Raw genomic sequence first — 15,125 nt, forward strand, 5'->3', positions numbered from 1 at the left:
TTTTTAATGGTAGGGCGAAAAGGACTCGAACCTTCACCGATTGCTCGACTGGTTCCTAAGACCAGCGCGTCTACCAATTCCGCCATCGCCCCAGTTAAATTACGTGCTTTATATATTATTGAAGCGATTTGTCCAATCCGAATAATAGTGTAAAAGGATATAAAATATAAATAAAATGATTATTTCACCTTGTATTAGCATTTGTAAAACAGATCCTTCAACAGGTTATTGTTATGGCTGTGGAAGAAATAATGATGAAAAAAAACAGTGGAAACAAGAAGAAACTACTGATGAATGGAAACAAAATAATTTAGAAAGTATTAGAAAAAGATTAACTGGATGGCAGTTAGATAGTTTTAACGAGTCTTATGAGCATAAAATAAATAACGGAATATCTTTATTCAAAAAAAGTCTTAAAAATGAGTAAATCAACAATCGTAGTTATAATTTATATTATAGGACTAATCTTTGGTGCTTTGGTTCTGGATATGTGGAGCGCTGAGACTAGCCCTAAAGCTTTACTAGGTATTGGGTGGACAGCACTTTTTTTAATTGGATTATTTTTTGCTGAAAAAAATGAAAAAAAATAATTTATTTTTTTTTTCTCTCATTTTACTTTCTTTCTCATTTATCAATCACTCATTTTCAGAAATTATAATTTTAAGCAAATGTGATCATAAAGAAGATAAATATTTAAAAAATGAATACATATTTAATCTTAATGAATTAATTATGACTAGAAATTATGTTTATGCTGAAAAAACTTATCAAAAATATAGAATTACTGATTTAAGTGTAAAAAAATCAAACTCGTATGTCAGAAATATTTATGAGGAAGATGGTAAAATTTTTACTTTAAAACACGGTTATCCTCAGTTTTATACTCAAATATTAATTGAAAAGAACAATCCCGAGATATTTATTAAAAGTGTTATGAATGATGTGGAAGGGATTTCAAAAATTTCTACATGTAAAAAAATAGAAAAATTTGCAAACCAAAGTTAAGTTTTCTTTTTTTTATTTTCCTTAAGTTTATCTAAATTTTTTTTTTTAAAATCAAATCTACTATTTGAAATATTTGATCTATGTTTAGCAAAAGCTTGTTTTTGTGCTTGTCGCATAGCTCTTTTTGAAGACATAATTACTAATTTAATATTCTATTTCCAAAGTATCAATTACTTTTAAATTTTTATCTGAAATAACAATCTCACCTGATGATGGTGCGTAGTTTAAAAGTTCAGATATTACTACGTAATGAGTTACAAAAACTATATTTTGTTTTTGATCCCACGTATTTAAGAATTTATTAAAATCAATAACTTGTTGCTTTCTATTTTTAGCAAATTTTGCACTAAAAAATGAATTCAAAAAATTTTTTGTTTCATAATTTTTAAAAGCTATTTCTGCAGTTTCTTTACATCTGCACCATTCACTAGAGTAAATTTTGTTTATTGAAATATTATTTTGTCTAAAAAAATTTCCAATTTTTTGTGATTGTAATCTTCCCTCACCATTTAAGTTTCTTTGAGTTTCACAATTATTGACATCAAAATTAGCGGGATCTCCTCCCCCGGGTGCATAAGCATGGCGAATAAATATCAATTTACCACCTTTTTGAAGCTCACTAACAATTGCTTCATTTGAATCTGCTTTAATTGGGGAATTTAAGAATATAAATATAATTAAAAAATATTTTAAAATTTTCATTAATGAATAATAAATTAAAACAACTTAATAAGAAAATTATTAAATGTAGAAAATGTCCTAGATTAATTAATTTTATTAAAAAAATATCCACCGAAAAAAGAAAACAAAACATTAATGAAACTTATTGGGGAAAACCAGTTCCTGGATTTGGTAAGACAAACTCGAAATTATTAATTTTGGGTTTAGCGCCAGCAGCGCATGGTGGAACTAGAACAGGAAGACCCTTCACTGGAGACAAATCAAGTGATTTCTTGTTTACTTGTTTAAAAAAAGCAAATATTTCTAATCTACCTTATTCAGAAAGTTTAAATGATGGATTGGAATTAAAATCAACTTTTATAACCAATATACTGAAATGTGTTCCTCCTGGTGACAAACCAACAAATGAAGAATTATCAAATTGCTCAAATCATTTTCAAAATGAGATTGAAACTTTAAGTAAAATCCAAACAATTGTTGCTTTAGGTAAAGTTGCTTTTGACAATTGCATTAAATATTACAAAAGTAAAAATAATTTAAATGGAAAGTATATTTTTAAACATGGGGAATATTATGATTTATCAAACAAGATCAGATTGTACGCGTGTTATCATCCAAGTCCTAGAAATGTAAATACAAAATTAATATCTGAAAAAATGATAGTTAATTTTTTCAAAAAAATAAAAAAAGTTAGAGCTATTTAGATTTTAAAATATAAGGCTCAAAGTTGTTTAAAACTATCTCAGGAATTTTTGTAGGTTTTCCAATTGTATTTACAAATACCAAATGTATTTTTGCATCCACAATTAATAAATCGTCTCTGTAAATTGACTGATCCATTACAAAAGAGGTTTTTGATAAAGATGAAATAAAAGATTTTATTGTTAAATTATCTTCTAAGTACGCTGATTTTTTATATTCAATATTGCATGACTTAACGATTATTAAAGAATTAAACTCATCTTTAATTTTCAAATTACTTAAACCAATAGCTAATAATGCTTCTGTTCTAGCTCTTTCAAAGTATTTTAAATAATTTGCGTAATAAACTACTCCTCCAGAGTCGGTATCTTCATAGTAAATTTTAACATTATGGCTAAAAGTTTTATGCATTATTCATTAATATCAAATAATGAGAAATTTTTATACAAACTAAGATATAATAACTACAATGAAAGTTTATATAATTTGGTTGATTGGAGTAATTTTATGGAACTTTGGAGTTCCTAATGCTACTCCAATAGAAGACGTAATTGTAGCAATCATACTGTCAGTCCTGAGCATGGGGCTAAAAAAATATACTAAACTTTAATTAATTTGCTGAAAAATAAATATTCTGAAAATAAGCTATAGATTTCATTTTAGAATTATCTGTATCCGCCATAACTGCTAAGCCATCTAATTCATCTAAATCTAAATCATGGAATTTCTTAAAATCTTCTTTTACATTTGATTTAACTGTTACCCATTCATTTAAATTTGTTTTGGTTGTGGCCATTACATTGTCTATAGATTTTTTTGTGTATGGACTTGGCCAACTTTGTCCAACATCCCTGTTGCTTGAAAACACATAGTTAACTGCTCTGTTTGATAATGGTGTTGCACCTGTTTTTTTAACAGCAAAAACTCTCGCAGCAAAATCATGCCCTTTTTTTGTATCTTCTTTAATTCCAGATAAATCTTGCTCAATTTTCCATGTAATATTTATAAAAGGAGTCTTGTTTAGATCAATTTTAACTTCTTTTCCAAGACCAGAAGCCGCATTATCGGCAACAGCCTTAAGGAAATTTCCATTTTCATTTTTCCCAACAGTATATTTTGTCTCGTTCTTTGCTCCCCTTACTTTTCTGACAGTTAATTCTGAAAGTTCTGCTTCTGTAAATTCAAAAACTACAATTTCATTTGCAACAACTGAGCTGAATGAAATCAAAAAAATTGAAATGAGTTTAAAAAATATTTTCATAATTTAAGTTGTTAATACATTATTTAGACAAGATTTAAACATGCAAAAATCAGAATTAATTTTTAAATAAATAATATGAAAACAATTTCAATTTTTTTACTTTTAATTTATTGGTCAATAATGATATCTGCACCAATTATGTCTAATGACCTCAAAATGGGTAGTTCTAGAGCTATAAAATTAAATTCTAATTCTAAGGTATCAATATAATTTTAGGTGCAACACAGGTGCCATCATGAATTTGTTTAAAGGCATCACCACCATTTTTTAAATCTCTAAATTCAATCCAATCTAGAGAACCTATATCTTTGTTAGCTAATATTGCCAAAGTTTGCTCAAAATCCTTATTGGTATAACAATAAGTGCCTATTACGGTCACCTCTTGAAGTGTCATTTTTCTAAAATTAAAGGTTCCAGCTGGCTGAGTTAAGCCTATGTGTATAATTGAACCGCCTGGCTTAACCACTTCAATAGCCTGTTGTCTTGAAATTTCTAAACCAACTGTATCAAATACAATATCAAATTTATTACTTTCTATTTCGTTATGGTCTGGTGCAACATATTTTGCATCTAAATATTTTGAACACTCATTCAATCTCAATTTATTAGGATCAGAGAGAATTATATTTTTACTATTTTTAATTTTAGATAAAATTAAACCACATAATAATCCTATAGCACCACCACCTTGGATCAAAATTTTACATTCTGACAAAGGTTTTTTTAAAGATTCTTCACCAATTAATACCGCATGTAGAGAAACTGCAGTTGGCTCTGCTACTGGTGCTTCATTTTTATCTAATCCATCTGGGATTTCATAAATATTTGTGTCAGGCGTTGAGACAAATTCTGCAAAAACCCCTTGTCTTTCAATTGGTTTATTCATGCCTAAAATAATTCTATGAGGACAAAGATGTTCTCTTCCACTTGTGCAGTATTCACATTTACCACAAGTTATCAGAGGATTTAAAACAACGTCTTTACCTTTAAATTTACCATTTTGGACTTCACCACTAACTTCATGGCCTAATATTAACGGAGGAATTCTTCTCTCATCATGTCCATGATATGCGTGCATATCAGAACCACATATTCCTGAAGCATGGATTTTTAAAATACTTTCTCCCGAAACTTCAATTGGATTAGGTTCGTCTCTGTAAACTAATTCTTGTGTTCCAGTATATACTAAAGCTTTCATATTATTTTTTTGCCAACAAGTAATACGTTATCCAGGCTACAAATGCACCAATTAACCATGCATAAGACTGTAAAAACATTAAATTTGAATTCCAAATTGTTGATGCTGAAAAAATAAAACCTAAAAAAGCTGAGTAAACACCTTTGATATGCCACCCTCTAGAATAATAATAACTACTTTCTTTTTCTACTGAATACAAATCTTTGTTACTCAAGGTCTGGTTTTTTATTAAATAATAGTCAGCAACCATCACTCCAAACAATGGTCCAAAAAATGCACCAAATGTATCTATAAAAGATAAAATACCAATTTGACTTAAAATTGTAAGCCAAAAAATAGCAACCAACAAACCTAGGAAAGAAATTATATAACTTGCACTTCTTAAAGACAATTTACGTGGAATAAAATTAATCAGCGAATATTGAGAAGGAATATAATTAGCTACTAAATTCGTAGATGTTGAGGCTATTACTATAAAAAAAAGTACTAATGTAGTTATTTGAATATTGTCATATTTACCAATTATATCAGTTGGATTTGTAAAAATTCTGTTTATGTCTGAAAATTTTTGATTTAAAAGTGCATCTGATCCAGCAACAATGAACATGGAGAAAAAAGAGAAAATAATTAAATTTATAAGTAAACTCAAATTCCCTTTATCTAACTCTTTAGTATTTTTGACATTTCTAGAAATATCTCCAAAACTAATTATTAATATTGAGAAATAAGCAAAGACAGTTCCTGCTACAGTTAAAAGTGGTGCTAAATTATTAACATCAAAAAAGTTTTTGGTATTTAAAATGTTTACAAATGCTTTTGATGTTAACTTAACGTCACTTAAAAATACTAGAAAGAAGAAGATAATTATACCTGTATAAACACTGATTGCTGAAAAATTAATAATTTTCCTATTATATTGAGCGCCAATACTAAACAACAGGGTTTGAAAAATAATTGCAATTATAATTGAAGACCAATCAATAATATTTAGACCAAAAAAATAAAAAATAAATATATCTTGTACTAACAAAGACTCATCAATGGTAAAAAGAAATATTCTAATAAGATAAGTTAAAATTTTTGATAAAAAATAAGTCTGAATTCCAAATAAGAAAATTCCAACTAAACTTCTGATTAATCCAAAAAATTTAGCTCCATGAAACCCTAAAGAAGATCTCAACAAAACTACAAAAGGTAATCCAAATTTTTGTGAGGGTTTTCCAATAAAATTAGCAAATAAATAAACAAAAAATGAACCTAATAAAGTTCCAAGTAAAACCACAAAAGAATTTAGATCATACATTATGTAAAGAGAGGCAATCAGAGAAAAGCCAATTACACTTTGTACATTTACTCCCCAGTAGCAAAAAAGGTCTTTCCAATTCCAAGTTTTATAATTTGGATTAACTGAAACTAGATCCCAATTTGAGAGTGAGTATTTAACTTTTGGTTGATTCACTAAAAATTATCTTAAACTAATAATTTCTACTGTCCATATAAGAGAGTTGGTAGCCAAAGTGCAATTTTTGGAAATATTATGATTAAAACTAAACCAATTATTTGAAGAACCATAAATTGCATCATTCCATAATAAATATCTTTTAAATCCCATTCAGGTACTACCCCTTTTAAGAAATACGCAGACAGTGCCACTGGAGGGGACAGCCAGGCGGTCTGGAGATTGACGGCAACTAATATTGCAAACCAAGTAAGATTAAAGCCAAGAGCTTCAATCAATGGTAAAATAATTGGCACAATAATCATTACGATTGGTACCCACTCTAAAGGCCAACCCAATAAAAATATAGCAACCATTACAATGGCTAATATTAAATATTTGTTCATTTCTAAACCTAACAAAAATTCAGTTAATAAAGTTGGAGTACCTAATCTTGCAAAAACAGCACCAAAAAAGTTTGATGCAGCGACTAAAACCATAATTAAAGCTGTTATCTCTAAAGTTTTAACAAGAGCTTCTTGAAGTTTTGAAAAAGTTAATTTTTTGTATGCTAAAGAAAGCAATAAAGCTCCCATTGCACCACAACCAGCTGCTTCTGTTGGAGTTGCAAATCCAAAAAGGATGCTTCCTAATGCTGCAAAAACCAAGGCTGCTGGAGGAACTAGACCTAAGAAAAATTCAATCCAAACTTCTTTCATACTAGCGGCTCTCATCTCTTCAGGAATTACAGGTCCCAATTTAGGATTGATCATGCATCTTATTGTAGTGTAACCAGCGTATAAACTTGCAAGAAGAATTCCTGGAATTATAGCTGCCGCGAATAAATCAATAACTGGAATTTCCATAATTGGGCCCATCACAACAAGCATGATACTTGGTGGAATTAGAATTCCTAAAGTACCACCTGCTGTTATTGTTCCTGCAGCAAGTCTAACGTCATAGCCAGATCTATTCATTGATTTTGCAGCCATGATACCGAGTATGGTTACTGAAGCGCCAACAATTCCTGTTGCTGCTGCAAAAATAACTGAAACAAAAAGAACAGCGTAATATAATGCACCTCTAACTCTTGCTAGCATCATTTGGAATGATGAGAATAATCTTTCCATCAAACCTGCCTGCTCCATCATAATACCCATAAAGACAAAAAGCGGGACGGCGGCGAGGGTTTGTTCGGTCATGACCATCGAAAACTGGAGTGTCATTAAATAGAAAACCAATTTTCCAAATCCTAAATACCCAAACACAAAACCTAAAAATATAAGTGTAAATGAAATAGGAAATCCTACGAAAATTGCAAAAAGCATTACTCCTACTAAAATAAAACCTAAGTATGCTGGATCTATAAATTCAGCTAACATTTATTCATGTTCTCCTGGCCATTTTCCTCTTGTGGCGGCCCAATAACTTTTAAATAATTCTGAAATACCTTGGATTAATAAAAATACTATACCAACCAATAAACAAGTTTTAATTGGCCACATATAAGGCATCCATGTAGTATCCATTCCTCTTTCACCTCTTTGAATAGATTCGCCTACATAACCAATTGTCATGTAAAGAAAGACGATTAGTCCTGGAAAATAAAATAATAAATATAACCAAAAATCAATTATGCCTTGGTTTTTTGTTTTGAAATTTCTGTATAAAAAATCTGCTCTTATATGAACACCTTTTGAAAGTGCGTAACCTGCGCCTAGCATGAATAGTGCACCATATAAAAATCGACTTATGTCATAAGCCCATATTGTGGGTGCATGAAAAAGTTTTCTTGCCAAAACTTCATAAGTCATAGCAAAAATAAGTGGCATCAGTATCCAGCAAACAACATTACCTATCCATTTGCTAAATTTATCAATATTTACAATTGAGCTTGCCATCCATGATGGCATGTCATTTGGCATTTTTCCTGAACCCCCTCGCCTCTCGGCTATCATTTCATCTGATATATCTAGTTTGGTCGGTTCTTCAGCCATAAAAATTTTTTTAGAAAAACTAGAGCGGACAATTAAGTCCGCTCTAATTGAATTATAGATTAATTATTGGATTACTTTAATGTTGCTGCGTGAGCCATTCCTAGCTTCGCATTAGACATTTGAGCACCACTCCAGAAAGGAACTGCTATATCAGCAAATTCTTTCATAGAGTCCCATACTTCTGCAAAGAATGCATTGTTAGCAGCGTTTGTTTCCAAACTTTTCTTAGCTGCAGCCATGTATTCTGTGAAGTAATCAGAAGGTGTGTCCTCTAATTTAACTCCATGAACTTCAGTAAGCTCTCTTAAAGCTTTACCATTTTCATAGATTCTGTAACTTAAAGACTTAGCTAATGAAGCATTAGCTGCAACTTCAAGAGACTTCTTCTCATGATCGCTCATAGCATTGTAAGTTTTTCCAGTAATATAAAAGTCAGCATTTACTACTACTTGGTGTAAACCTTGTAGGTAGTAGTGCTTTAATACTTTTTGGAAACCAAACGTTAAGTCTGGTTTTGGACAACACCATTCAGCAGCATCAATTGTTCCTGCTTCTAAAGCTGGTAGAATATCTCCACCTCCCATAGCTACAGATGCGATACCGATGTCTTTATATGTTTGTCCTGGAATTCCTGGAGGAGTTCTGAACTTATATTTTCTAAAGTCAGCCATATCTTTAATTGGTTTTGGAAACCAACCTAAAGCTTCTGGTCCAACTGGTTGAATCATAAATCCTTTGATGTCTCTTCCCATTTCTTTCCATAGTCTGTCGTATAACTCTTTTCCACCGCCATACTGAAACCATGATAAGAATGCAATGTTGTCAATACCAACACCACCACCAGCTACTGGAGAACCGAATAGCATAGCTGCAGGATGGTCACCTGACCAATAGTGAGTCCATGCGAAACCACAATCGATTAGGCCTTTGTCAACTGCATCTAAAGTTTCTTTTACACCAACAACAGCTCCAGCTGGCATAATTTCAAACTTAAGAGATCCACCAGTTAACGCTGTTACTGTGTCAGTAAAGTCCTTTAACATCTTAACTTCATCAGCTTTTGTGTTAAGAACTGTCTGACATTTTAGTGTTTTTGCAGCATTAGCATTTGAAATAAATCCAAACACCATTGCAACTGCAAATAACATTGAAATGATTTTTTTCATTTGTTTCCCTCTCTTTATTTTTAAAGTCGAAACTTTGTCAAAGAATGAAAACTAAAACAAGTGTTAATATTGGTATATTTTAAAATTTTTAACAGATTTGTTAGAAATATAATTTTTTTAATTTATAAGAGTTCTAATTTATGAATAATTTTGATTTTATTATACTAGGAGCTGGATCTGCAGGCTGTGTTTTAGCAAATAGGCTATCAGAAAACTCTTCACACAAAGTTCTTTTGATTGAGGCTGGAGGTAAAGATAATTACCCATGGATCCATATTCCAGTTGGTTATTTTAAAACGATGCACAATCCTAATACTGACTGGTGCTACAAGACAGAACCAGATGAAAGCATGAATAATATTTCAATACGTTATCCCCGTGGAAAAACTTTAGGAGGAAGCTCTTCTATCAATGGACTTTTATATATACGAGGACAACACAGAGATTATGATATTTGGAGACAGCTTGGAAATACTGGTTGGGGTTGGGATGATGTTCTGCCCTATTTTATAAAAGCTGAAAATCAAGAAAGAGGTAAAAGTGAATATCATGGAGTTGGCGGACCTCTCTCTGTCTCAGATCAAAGAATACAACTTCCTTTATTAGATGAGTTTCAAAATGCTGCTAAGGAATTTGGTATACCAAAAACAAAAGATTTTAACACAGGTGATAATCATGGCTGTGGTTATTTTCAGGTAACAGAAAAAGATGGATTTAGATGCAGTACTGCTGTTGGATATCTAAATCCTGTTAAGCATAGAAAAAATTTAAAAATTATTACTCACGCTCATGTTAATAAAATTAACTTTGAAAATAAAAAGGCAAAATCAGTCGAATACTGGCAAGATAATGAACTGAAAACAGCTGAAGCAAACAGAGAAGTTATAGTTTCTTCAGGAGCAATTGGTTCTCCTCAAATATTGCAAGTATCAGGAATTGGAAATCCAGAAAAACTAAAAAATTTAGGAATTGATATGGTTCATAATTTAAATGGTGTCGGTGAAAATCTACACGATCATCTAATGTTAAGACCTATTTATAAAATTAATGGTTTAAAATCTCTTAACAAAAAAATTAATAGCTTGTTTGGAAATTTACTAATCGGATTAGAATATGTTTTTAAAAGAAGTGGTCCAATGACTATGGGAGCGAGTCAGCTTTGTATGTTTGCAAAAAGTGATCCTTCTTTAGAATTACCTGATTTACAATGGCACGTTCAACCAATGAGTATGGATACATTGGGAGCTACAAAAAATCACGATTTTCACGCATTCACTCCAACTGTTTCAAATATAAGACCTACAAGTAGAGGTCACGTAAGTATTGTTGACAAAGACTCACGTATTCATGCAAAAATAAAACAAAATTACTTATCAACTGATCACGATAGAATGATTGCTGCCAAAGGATTAAAATTGACAAGAAAAATTATAATGGAATCTGAAACTTTTAAGAAATATTCACCTGAAGAATATAGACCTGGTATTCATATTGATGATGATGAGGAATTGGTAAGAGAAGCGTCAAATTTTGCACAAACCATCTTTCATCCTGTCGGCACATGTAAGATGGGACAAGATGAAATGTCAGTAGTTGATGAAAAATTAAAAGTAAGAGGAATAGACAATCTTAGAGTTATTGATGCATCAATAATGCCTAACATTACTTCAGGAAATACTAACGCACCTACGATTATGATTGCAGAAAAAGGTGCTGACATGATACTACAACAATAATGTTTACAGAATTTTTTACTCCTGAACAGATTGCTATTTTAACACAAATAATTTTTATTGATTTAGTACTAGCTGGTGACAATGCCATTATAATTGGAATGGTAGCTTCAAAATTTCCTGTTGAGCAAAGGAAGAAGGTTATATTTTGGGGAATTGGTGGTGCAGTAATTTTAAGAATAATTTTAACGTTACTAACAGCTTATTTATTGCAAATTACTGGTCTAAGACTTATTGGTGGAATTTTACTTCTTTATATTGTTTACAAACTTTATGTTGATGTAATCAAAGGATCAGATTCAGAAGAAGATATAAAAGTAGATAACTCTAGCTTTTTAAAAGCAATTTGGACTGTATTACTTGCTGATTTTACAATGAGTTTAGATAATGTTTTAGGTGTAGCTGGTGCTGCAGGTGATCATTATGGATTACTTGTATTTGGATTAGTTCTATCGATTGTTTTAATGGCAACTGCTGCAACATTAATTTCTGGATGGATAAAAAGATACAAATGGATTGCATGGGTTGGGTTATTAGCAATATTAATAGTAGCTGTTGAGTTGATTTATACAGATATTAAAATAATATTCTTTTAATGTATCTTCAAAAAATTAATCTTAAAAATAAGTACGCACTAGTTACAGGTGCTGGAAAAGGACTGGGTAGAGCTTGTTCCATTGGACTTGCAGAAGCTGGGGCAACTGTAATAGCATTAAGCAGAACTTCCTCTGATTTAAATAAATTAGAAAAAGATATTAAAAAAATTAAAGGTAAAGTAATCAAAGTTCCTTGTGATGTAATGAATTATGAAGATCTAAAAGCAAAATTAGAAAAAATCAAAATTATTGATGTGTTAGTAAACAATGCTGGAACTAATATTCCTGAACCTTTTGAAAAAATTAAACAAAAAAGCATGAATTACTTGGTAGATTTAAATCTAAAAGCTGCATTTAATGTTGCACAACTAGTAGTTAAAAAAATGCTTAAAAATAAAAAGAGACCCGGCTCTATTATCAATATGTCTTCTCAATTAGGTCATGTTGGTATGGGTGGGAGAAATGTTTATAATATGACTAAATTTGGGATTGAAGGTTTGACAAAAGGTATGGGAGTAGAGTTAGCTAAAAGGAATATAAGAGTTAACACAGTAGCTCCTACGTTTGTTGAAACTCCAATGGTTAAAAATTTCTTTAAAAATAAAAAATTTAAAAAACTAGCACTTGGAAATATTCCAATGGGAAAAGCAGCAACTGAAAGTGATGTAGCGACAACAGTTTGTTTCTTAGCCTCACCTGCTTCCTCAATGATAACTGGAACATCAATTATAATAGATGGTGGATGGACAGCTCAGTAATAAATAGATTTTTTTTAATATTTTTCTTTTTTTTTTCCACTGCAAATGCAATAGAATTTCAAGGTAAATTCTTACAAGGTCATTTTATTTTAGGGAAAACAAACCCTGACGCTAAGATAATTATTGGAAAAAAAGAAGTAAGAGTATCAAAAGATGGTTTTTTTGTTTTTGGTATTGATAGAGATCAAAAATATGATCTTACATTTACAAAAATCTTTGATGGAAAAAAAACTACAATTACTAAAAAAGTTTTAAAAAGAAAATATAATATTCAAAGAATAGATGGATTAGAAGAAAGCAAAGTAACCCCACCCGAGTCAGTCTATAAAAGAATAAAAAAAGAAAATAATGCAATTGGGAAAGCAAGAGCAATAAATTCTGAATTACAGTTTTTCAAACAAAAATTTATAATGCCTGTTGAAGGAATTATTAGTGGTGTTTATGGGAGTCAAAGAATTTTAAACGGCAAGCCTAGATGGCCGCATTACGGAATTGATATAGCTGCAAAACAAGGAACGATGATAAAATCCTCAGGATCAGGAGTAGTTACAATGGCAGAAGATGACTTGTACTACACAGGAGGAACGGTAATCATGGATCATGGTCATGGAATTTCTACTATTTATTCTCACCTAGAAAGTGTTTTGGTTTCTGTAGGTGATTTAATAAATCAAGGTGATATTATTGGAACAGTAGGATCAACAGGAAGATCTACAGGACCTCATTTAGATTTTAGAATAAATTGGTTCCAAACAAGATTGGATCCAATGTCTGTCTTAAAATAATTTTTACAAAATAAAAATGAATTATAAATCAAAAGAAACAATAGGAATTATTTTTGCAATAATTGCTTACTTTTCATTTTCAATCCTTGATGCAATTCAGAAAACTGCTGTTATTCATTACTCTATATTTCAATTATTATTTATCAAATATACTTTTGTGCTTTTGTTGGGCTTGATAGAAGCAAAAAGAGCTAACAATAATAATTTTTATAGATCTAATAATTTAAAACTTCAAATTATAAGAAGTCTATTATCTATTTTAGAATCTGGTTTTTTTGTTTTATCTTTTAAACACCTGTCTTTAGCGAACGCTCATAGCATAGGTGCACTAGCACCTATAATTATAGTTGCCTTATCTGTATTTATTTTAAATGAGAGAGTATCAATCAAAACTTGGATAGCAATCTTTATAGGTTTTATTGGAGTTTTGATAATTATTAGACCTGCATCTGATGTATTTAGTGTAAATTCTTTTATTCCGTTGCTAGCAGCTTTTTTTCTGGGTCTTTATCAAATCGCAACAAAAAAAATAACTGAATATGATGCTCCTGAAGTATCCTTGTTCTACTCTTCTTTAGTTGGGATTGTTATAACCTCAATATTGGCATTTAGCTTTTGGCAACCAGTAGACTTTGAATCTTTATACTTCTTTGTACCAATTGGTTTGTTTTTTTCATTAGGTATTTATTTTCAAATATTAGCTTTGAAAAACGCAAGAGCTAGCATAATTCAGCCATTTCATTATACATTAATATTTTGGGCTATAATTTTTGGATTTTTCTTTTACGATGATATTCCAGATTTATTTACTGTTATAGGTGCAATAATAATTACAACTTCAGGAATATTTGTTATTAATCAAACATCAAACAAATAAATTAAAAAATTATGGCAAAAACACTTAAAGATAAAATTTCAGATAAATTAGTAAATGCTTTTTTAACAAATAAAATTATTTCACCAATACCTATAAAATTTACAAAAAAACTTGATGAGGCAAATAAATTTAGAAAATTATGTGAAAGCAAAATTAAAGACCCAATTATAGGTTTTAAAGCTGGTGGAACAGGCATTCCATTAATGAAAAAACTAAAAGAAAAAGAACCATTTATAGCTTCCGTTTTCAAAAAAAATTTAATTAAAAGTGGAAAAAAAGTAAAAATAAATAAATCCACTTTAGGGATTGAACTTGAAGTTTGTTATTTAATCAAAAAAACTTTTTTTTCAATAAAAGGCAAAATAACTAACAAGAATGTAACAAAATATATTTCTCACATGGCACCTTGCATTGAGGTTGTTGGATATAGACAAAAAAGAAAAGGTATTACTTCTTTTGGTGATTTAAGTAGTGATTTTGGTGGAAATATAAAATTTTTAATAGGTCAAAAAAAAAAATTTAAAAAAATAAATATAGGAAATTTAAAAACTAATATTTCAAATAAAAAAGCTAAGCAAAGTGTAGATGGAAATACTGGCGCTGTTTATATTAATCCAATAAATTCTTTAAGATTTGTTTTAAATAAAGTTAAAAAAGATAAAACAATTTTAGATAAAGATTTTTATGTTTTTACAGGATCTACAGTTGGAGTTGTTCCAATAATTAAAAAAGGAATGTATTCTGCAAAAATAGATAAGCTTGGATCTGTAAAGGCTAATATTGTTTAATATATTTTTTAACAATGTTTGTTGAAACACAATTAATTTTATTATTATTATTTGCTTTATTAACCTCGAATATTTCTCAAAATATATTAATTAAAATTTTAACAAGCGTTATATTAGTATTTTTTTTTATAATAGAATTT

The 15,125-nt window shown here is 30.0% G+C and carries 19 protein-coding genes and 1 tRNA gene; 10 read left to right on the forward strand and 10 right to left on the reverse strand.

All coding sequences use genetic code 11. From position 1 onward, the window contains the following. Nucleotides 1-7: 7 nt before the first annotated feature. A tRNA-Leu gene (locus tag ACTTAR_RS01685) sits at nucleotides 8-92 on the reverse strand. Between the two features lie 83 nt (nucleotides 93-175). Between ACTTAR_RS01685 and ACTTAR_RS01690 the strand changes: the two genes are divergently transcribed. From ACTTAR_RS01690 to ACTTAR_RS01700, 3 genes are read left to right on the forward strand one after another with little or no spacing between them, the layout of a single operon-like run. Next, nucleotides 176-427, forward strand: a complete 252-nt coding sequence (locus ACTTAR_RS01690) for a DUF1289 domain-containing protein (RefSeq protein WP_428080217.1) — start codon at nucleotides 176-178, stop codon at nucleotides 425-427. Next, nucleotides 420-590: a hypothetical protein gene (locus ACTTAR_RS01695; RefSeq protein WP_179850442.1), complete on the forward strand. Its 171-nt coding sequence runs from the start codon at nucleotides 420-422 to the stop codon at nucleotides 588-590. The genes ACTTAR_RS01690 and ACTTAR_RS01695 overlap by 8 nt, the downstream gene beginning before the upstream one ends. Beyond that, entirely contained in the window at nucleotides 577-1,005 is a 429-nt protein-coding gene (locus ACTTAR_RS01700) for a hypothetical protein (protein WP_440680781.1), read from the forward strand. The genes ACTTAR_RS01695 and ACTTAR_RS01700 overlap by 14 nt, the downstream gene beginning before the upstream one ends. On the opposite strand, the gene ACTTAR_RS01705 is transcribed toward ACTTAR_RS01700, so the two are convergent. Both ACTTAR_RS01705 and ACTTAR_RS01710 read right to left on the reverse strand, forming a co-directional pair. Further along, nucleotides 1,002-1,139 (reverse strand): hypothetical protein, encoded by a 138-nt coding sequence (locus tag ACTTAR_RS01705; RefSeq protein WP_179850441.1) that lies wholly within the window; start codon nucleotides 1,137-1,139, stop codon nucleotides 1,002-1,004. The genes ACTTAR_RS01700 and ACTTAR_RS01705 overlap by 4 nt on opposite strands. Nucleotides 1,140-1,149: 10 nt before the next feature. Next, complete coding sequence (locus ACTTAR_RS01710; protein ID WP_440680780.1) at nucleotides 1,150-1,707, reverse strand: histidine phosphatase family protein; 558 nt, start codon at nucleotides 1,705-1,707, stop codon at nucleotides 1,150-1,152. 2 nt (nucleotides 1,708-1,709) lie between these two features. Here ACTTAR_RS01710 and ACTTAR_RS01715 point away from each other — a divergent pair, with 2 nt between their 5' ends. After that, the gene (locus ACTTAR_RS01715) at nucleotides 1,710-2,390 is read left to right on the forward strand and encodes a uracil-DNA glycosylase (protein ID WP_440680779.1); all 681 of its coding nucleotides are present in this window, start codon (nucleotides 1,710-1,712) and stop codon (nucleotides 2,388-2,390) included. Here ACTTAR_RS01715 and ACTTAR_RS01720 read toward each other — a convergent pair. The 7 genes from ACTTAR_RS01720 to ACTTAR_RS01750 all read right to left on the reverse strand — a co-directional run bounded on the left by ACTTAR_RS01720 (nucleotide 2,383) and on the right by ACTTAR_RS01750 (nucleotide 9,448). After that, a complete protein-coding gene (locus tag ACTTAR_RS01720) occupies nucleotides 2,383-2,799 on the reverse strand; it encodes a YbgC/FadM family acyl-CoA thioesterase (protein WP_440672618.1) in 417 nt (138 codons plus the stop codon). The two genes, ACTTAR_RS01715 and ACTTAR_RS01720, sit on opposite strands and share 8 nt — an antisense overlap. 199 nt (nucleotides 2,800-2,998) lie before the next feature. Continuing rightward, nucleotides 2,999-3,649 (reverse strand): DUF3047 domain-containing protein, encoded by a 651-nt coding sequence (locus ACTTAR_RS01725; protein WP_440680777.1) that lies wholly within the window; start codon nucleotides 3,647-3,649, stop codon nucleotides 2,999-3,001. Between the two features lie 193 nt (nucleotides 3,650-3,842). Then, nucleotides 3,843-4,847 (reverse strand): alcohol dehydrogenase catalytic domain-containing protein, encoded by a 1,005-nt coding sequence (locus tag ACTTAR_RS01730; RefSeq protein ID WP_440680776.1) that lies wholly within the window; start codon nucleotides 4,845-4,847, stop codon nucleotides 3,843-3,845. A 1-nt stretch (nucleotide 4,848) separates the two neighbouring features. Continuing rightward, a complete protein-coding gene (locus ACTTAR_RS01735; protein WP_440697519.1) occupies nucleotides 4,849-6,306 on the reverse strand; it encodes a cytosine permease in 1,458 nt (485 codons plus the stop codon). Between the two features lie 26 nt (nucleotides 6,307-6,332). After that, nucleotides 6,333-7,667, reverse strand: coding sequence for a TRAP transporter large permease (locus ACTTAR_RS01740; RefSeq protein WP_262589325.1), 1,335 nt, complete (start codon nucleotides 7,665-7,667; stop codon nucleotides 6,333-6,335). Then, complete coding sequence (locus ACTTAR_RS01745) at nucleotides 7,668-8,282, reverse strand: TRAP transporter small permease subunit (RefSeq protein ID WP_440680774.1); 615 nt, start codon at nucleotides 8,280-8,282, stop codon at nucleotides 7,668-7,670. A gap of 71 nt (nucleotides 8,283-8,353) precedes the next feature. Then, nucleotides 8,354-9,448, reverse strand: a complete 1,095-nt coding sequence (locus tag ACTTAR_RS01750; protein ID WP_262589327.1) for a TRAP transporter substrate-binding protein — start codon at nucleotides 9,446-9,448, stop codon at nucleotides 8,354-8,356. A gap of 140 nt (nucleotides 9,449-9,588) precedes the next feature. Here ACTTAR_RS01750 and ACTTAR_RS01755 point away from each other — a divergent pair, with 140 nt between their 5' ends. Genes ACTTAR_RS01755 through ACTTAR_RS01780 form a run of 6 tightly spaced genes read left to right on the forward strand, consistent with a single transcriptional unit; the run spans nucleotide 9,589 to nucleotide 14,985 of the window. Beyond that, nucleotides 9,589-11,184 carry a GMC family oxidoreductase gene (locus ACTTAR_RS01755; protein ID WP_440697520.1) on the forward strand — a complete coding sequence of 532 codons (1,596 nt, stop codon included), beginning with the start codon at nucleotides 9,589-9,591 and terminating at the stop codon, nucleotides 11,182-11,184. After that, nucleotides 11,184-11,777: a TerC family protein gene (locus ACTTAR_RS01760; protein ID WP_440697522.1), complete on the forward strand. Its 594-nt coding sequence runs from the start codon at nucleotides 11,184-11,186 to the stop codon at nucleotides 11,775-11,777. Before ACTTAR_RS01755 ends, ACTTAR_RS01760 begins: the two co-directional genes overlap by 1 nt. Further along, a complete protein-coding gene (locus ACTTAR_RS01765) occupies nucleotides 11,777-12,535 on the forward strand; it encodes an SDR family NAD(P)-dependent oxidoreductase (RefSeq protein ID WP_440697523.1) in 759 nt (252 codons plus the stop codon). Before ACTTAR_RS01760 ends, ACTTAR_RS01765 begins: the two co-directional genes overlap by 1 nt. Beyond that, complete coding sequence (locus ACTTAR_RS01770) at nucleotides 12,520-13,320, forward strand: M23 family metallopeptidase (protein ID WP_440697524.1); 801 nt, start codon at nucleotides 12,520-12,522, stop codon at nucleotides 13,318-13,320. The genes ACTTAR_RS01765 and ACTTAR_RS01770 overlap by 16 nt, the downstream gene beginning before the upstream one ends. A gap of 16 nt (nucleotides 13,321-13,336) precedes the next feature. After that, entirely contained in the window at nucleotides 13,337-14,197 is an 861-nt protein-coding gene (locus ACTTAR_RS01775) for a DMT family transporter (protein WP_440697525.1), read from the forward strand. Between the two features lie 11 nt (nucleotides 14,198-14,208). Continuing rightward, nucleotides 14,209-14,985: a fumarylacetoacetate hydrolase gene (locus tag ACTTAR_RS01780; protein ID WP_440697526.1), complete on the forward strand. Its 777-nt coding sequence runs from the start codon at nucleotides 14,209-14,211 to the stop codon at nucleotides 14,983-14,985. The last annotated feature ends 140 nt before the right edge of the window (nucleotides 14,986-15,125 follow it).

The sequence above is a fragment of the Candidatus Pelagibacter sp. HIMB1709 genome (assembly GCF_052047635.1).
Classification (GTDB): Bacteria; Pseudomonadota; Alphaproteobacteria; order Pelagibacterales; family Pelagibacteraceae; genus Pelagibacter.

Coding starts and splice junctions, on each gene's coding strand:
- ACTTAR_RS01690 (WP_428080217.1), top strand. CDS start 176: ATGATTATTTCACCTTGTATTAGCATTTGTAAAACAGATCCTTCAACA.
- ACTTAR_RS01695 (WP_179850442.1), top strand. CDS start 420: ATGAGTAAATCAACAATCGTAGTTATAATTTATATTATAGGACTAATC.
- ACTTAR_RS01700 (WP_440680781.1), top strand. CDS start 577: ATGAAAAAAAATAATTTATTTTTTTTTTCTCTCATTTTACTTTCTTTC.
- ACTTAR_RS01705 (WP_179850441.1), bottom strand. CDS start 1,139: ATGTCTTCAAAAAGAGCTATGCGACAAGCACAAAAACAAGCTTTTGCT.
- ACTTAR_RS01710 (WP_440680780.1), bottom strand. CDS start 1,707: ATGAAAATTTTAAAATATTTTTTAATTATATTTATATTCTTAAATTCC.
- ACTTAR_RS01715 (WP_440680779.1), top strand. CDS start 1,710: ATGAATAATAAATTAAAACAACTTAATAAGAAAATTATTAAATGTAGA.
- ACTTAR_RS01720 (WP_440672618.1), bottom strand. CDS start 2,799: ATGCATAAAACTTTTAGCCATAATGTTAAAATTTACTATGAAGATACC.
- ACTTAR_RS01725 (WP_440680777.1), bottom strand. CDS start 3,649: ATGAAAATATTTTTTAAACTCATTTCAATTTTTTTGATTTCATTCAGC.
- ACTTAR_RS01730 (WP_440680776.1), bottom strand. CDS start 4,847: ATGAAAGCTTTAGTATATACTGGAACACAAGAATTAGTTTACAGAGAC.
- ACTTAR_RS01740 (WP_262589325.1), bottom strand. CDS start 7,667: ATGTTAGCTGAATTTATAGATCCAGCATACTTAGGTTTTATTTTAGTA.
- ACTTAR_RS01745 (WP_440680774.1), bottom strand. CDS start 8,282: ATGGCTGAAGAACCGACCAAACTAGATATATCAGATGAAATGATAGCC.
- ACTTAR_RS01750 (WP_262589327.1), bottom strand. CDS start 9,448: ATGAAAAAAATCATTTCAATGTTATTTGCAGTTGCAATGGTGTTTGGA.
- ACTTAR_RS01755 (WP_440697520.1), top strand. CDS start 9,589: ATGAATAATTTTGATTTTATTATACTAGGAGCTGGATCTGCAGGCTGT.
- ACTTAR_RS01760 (WP_440697522.1), top strand. CDS start 11,184: ATGTTTACAGAATTTTTTACTCCTGAACAGATTGCTATTTTAACACAA.
- ACTTAR_RS01765 (WP_440697523.1), top strand. CDS start 11,777: ATGTATCTTCAAAAAATTAATCTTAAAAATAAGTACGCACTAGTTACA.
- ACTTAR_RS01770 (WP_440697524.1), top strand. CDS start 12,520: ATGGACAGCTCAGTAATAAATAGATTTTTTTTAATATTTTTCTTTTTT.
- ACTTAR_RS01775 (WP_440697525.1), top strand. CDS start 13,337: ATGAATTATAAATCAAAAGAAACAATAGGAATTATTTTTGCAATAATT.
- ACTTAR_RS01780 (WP_440697526.1), top strand. CDS start 14,209: ATGGCAAAAACACTTAAAGATAAAATTTCAGATAAATTAGTAAATGCT.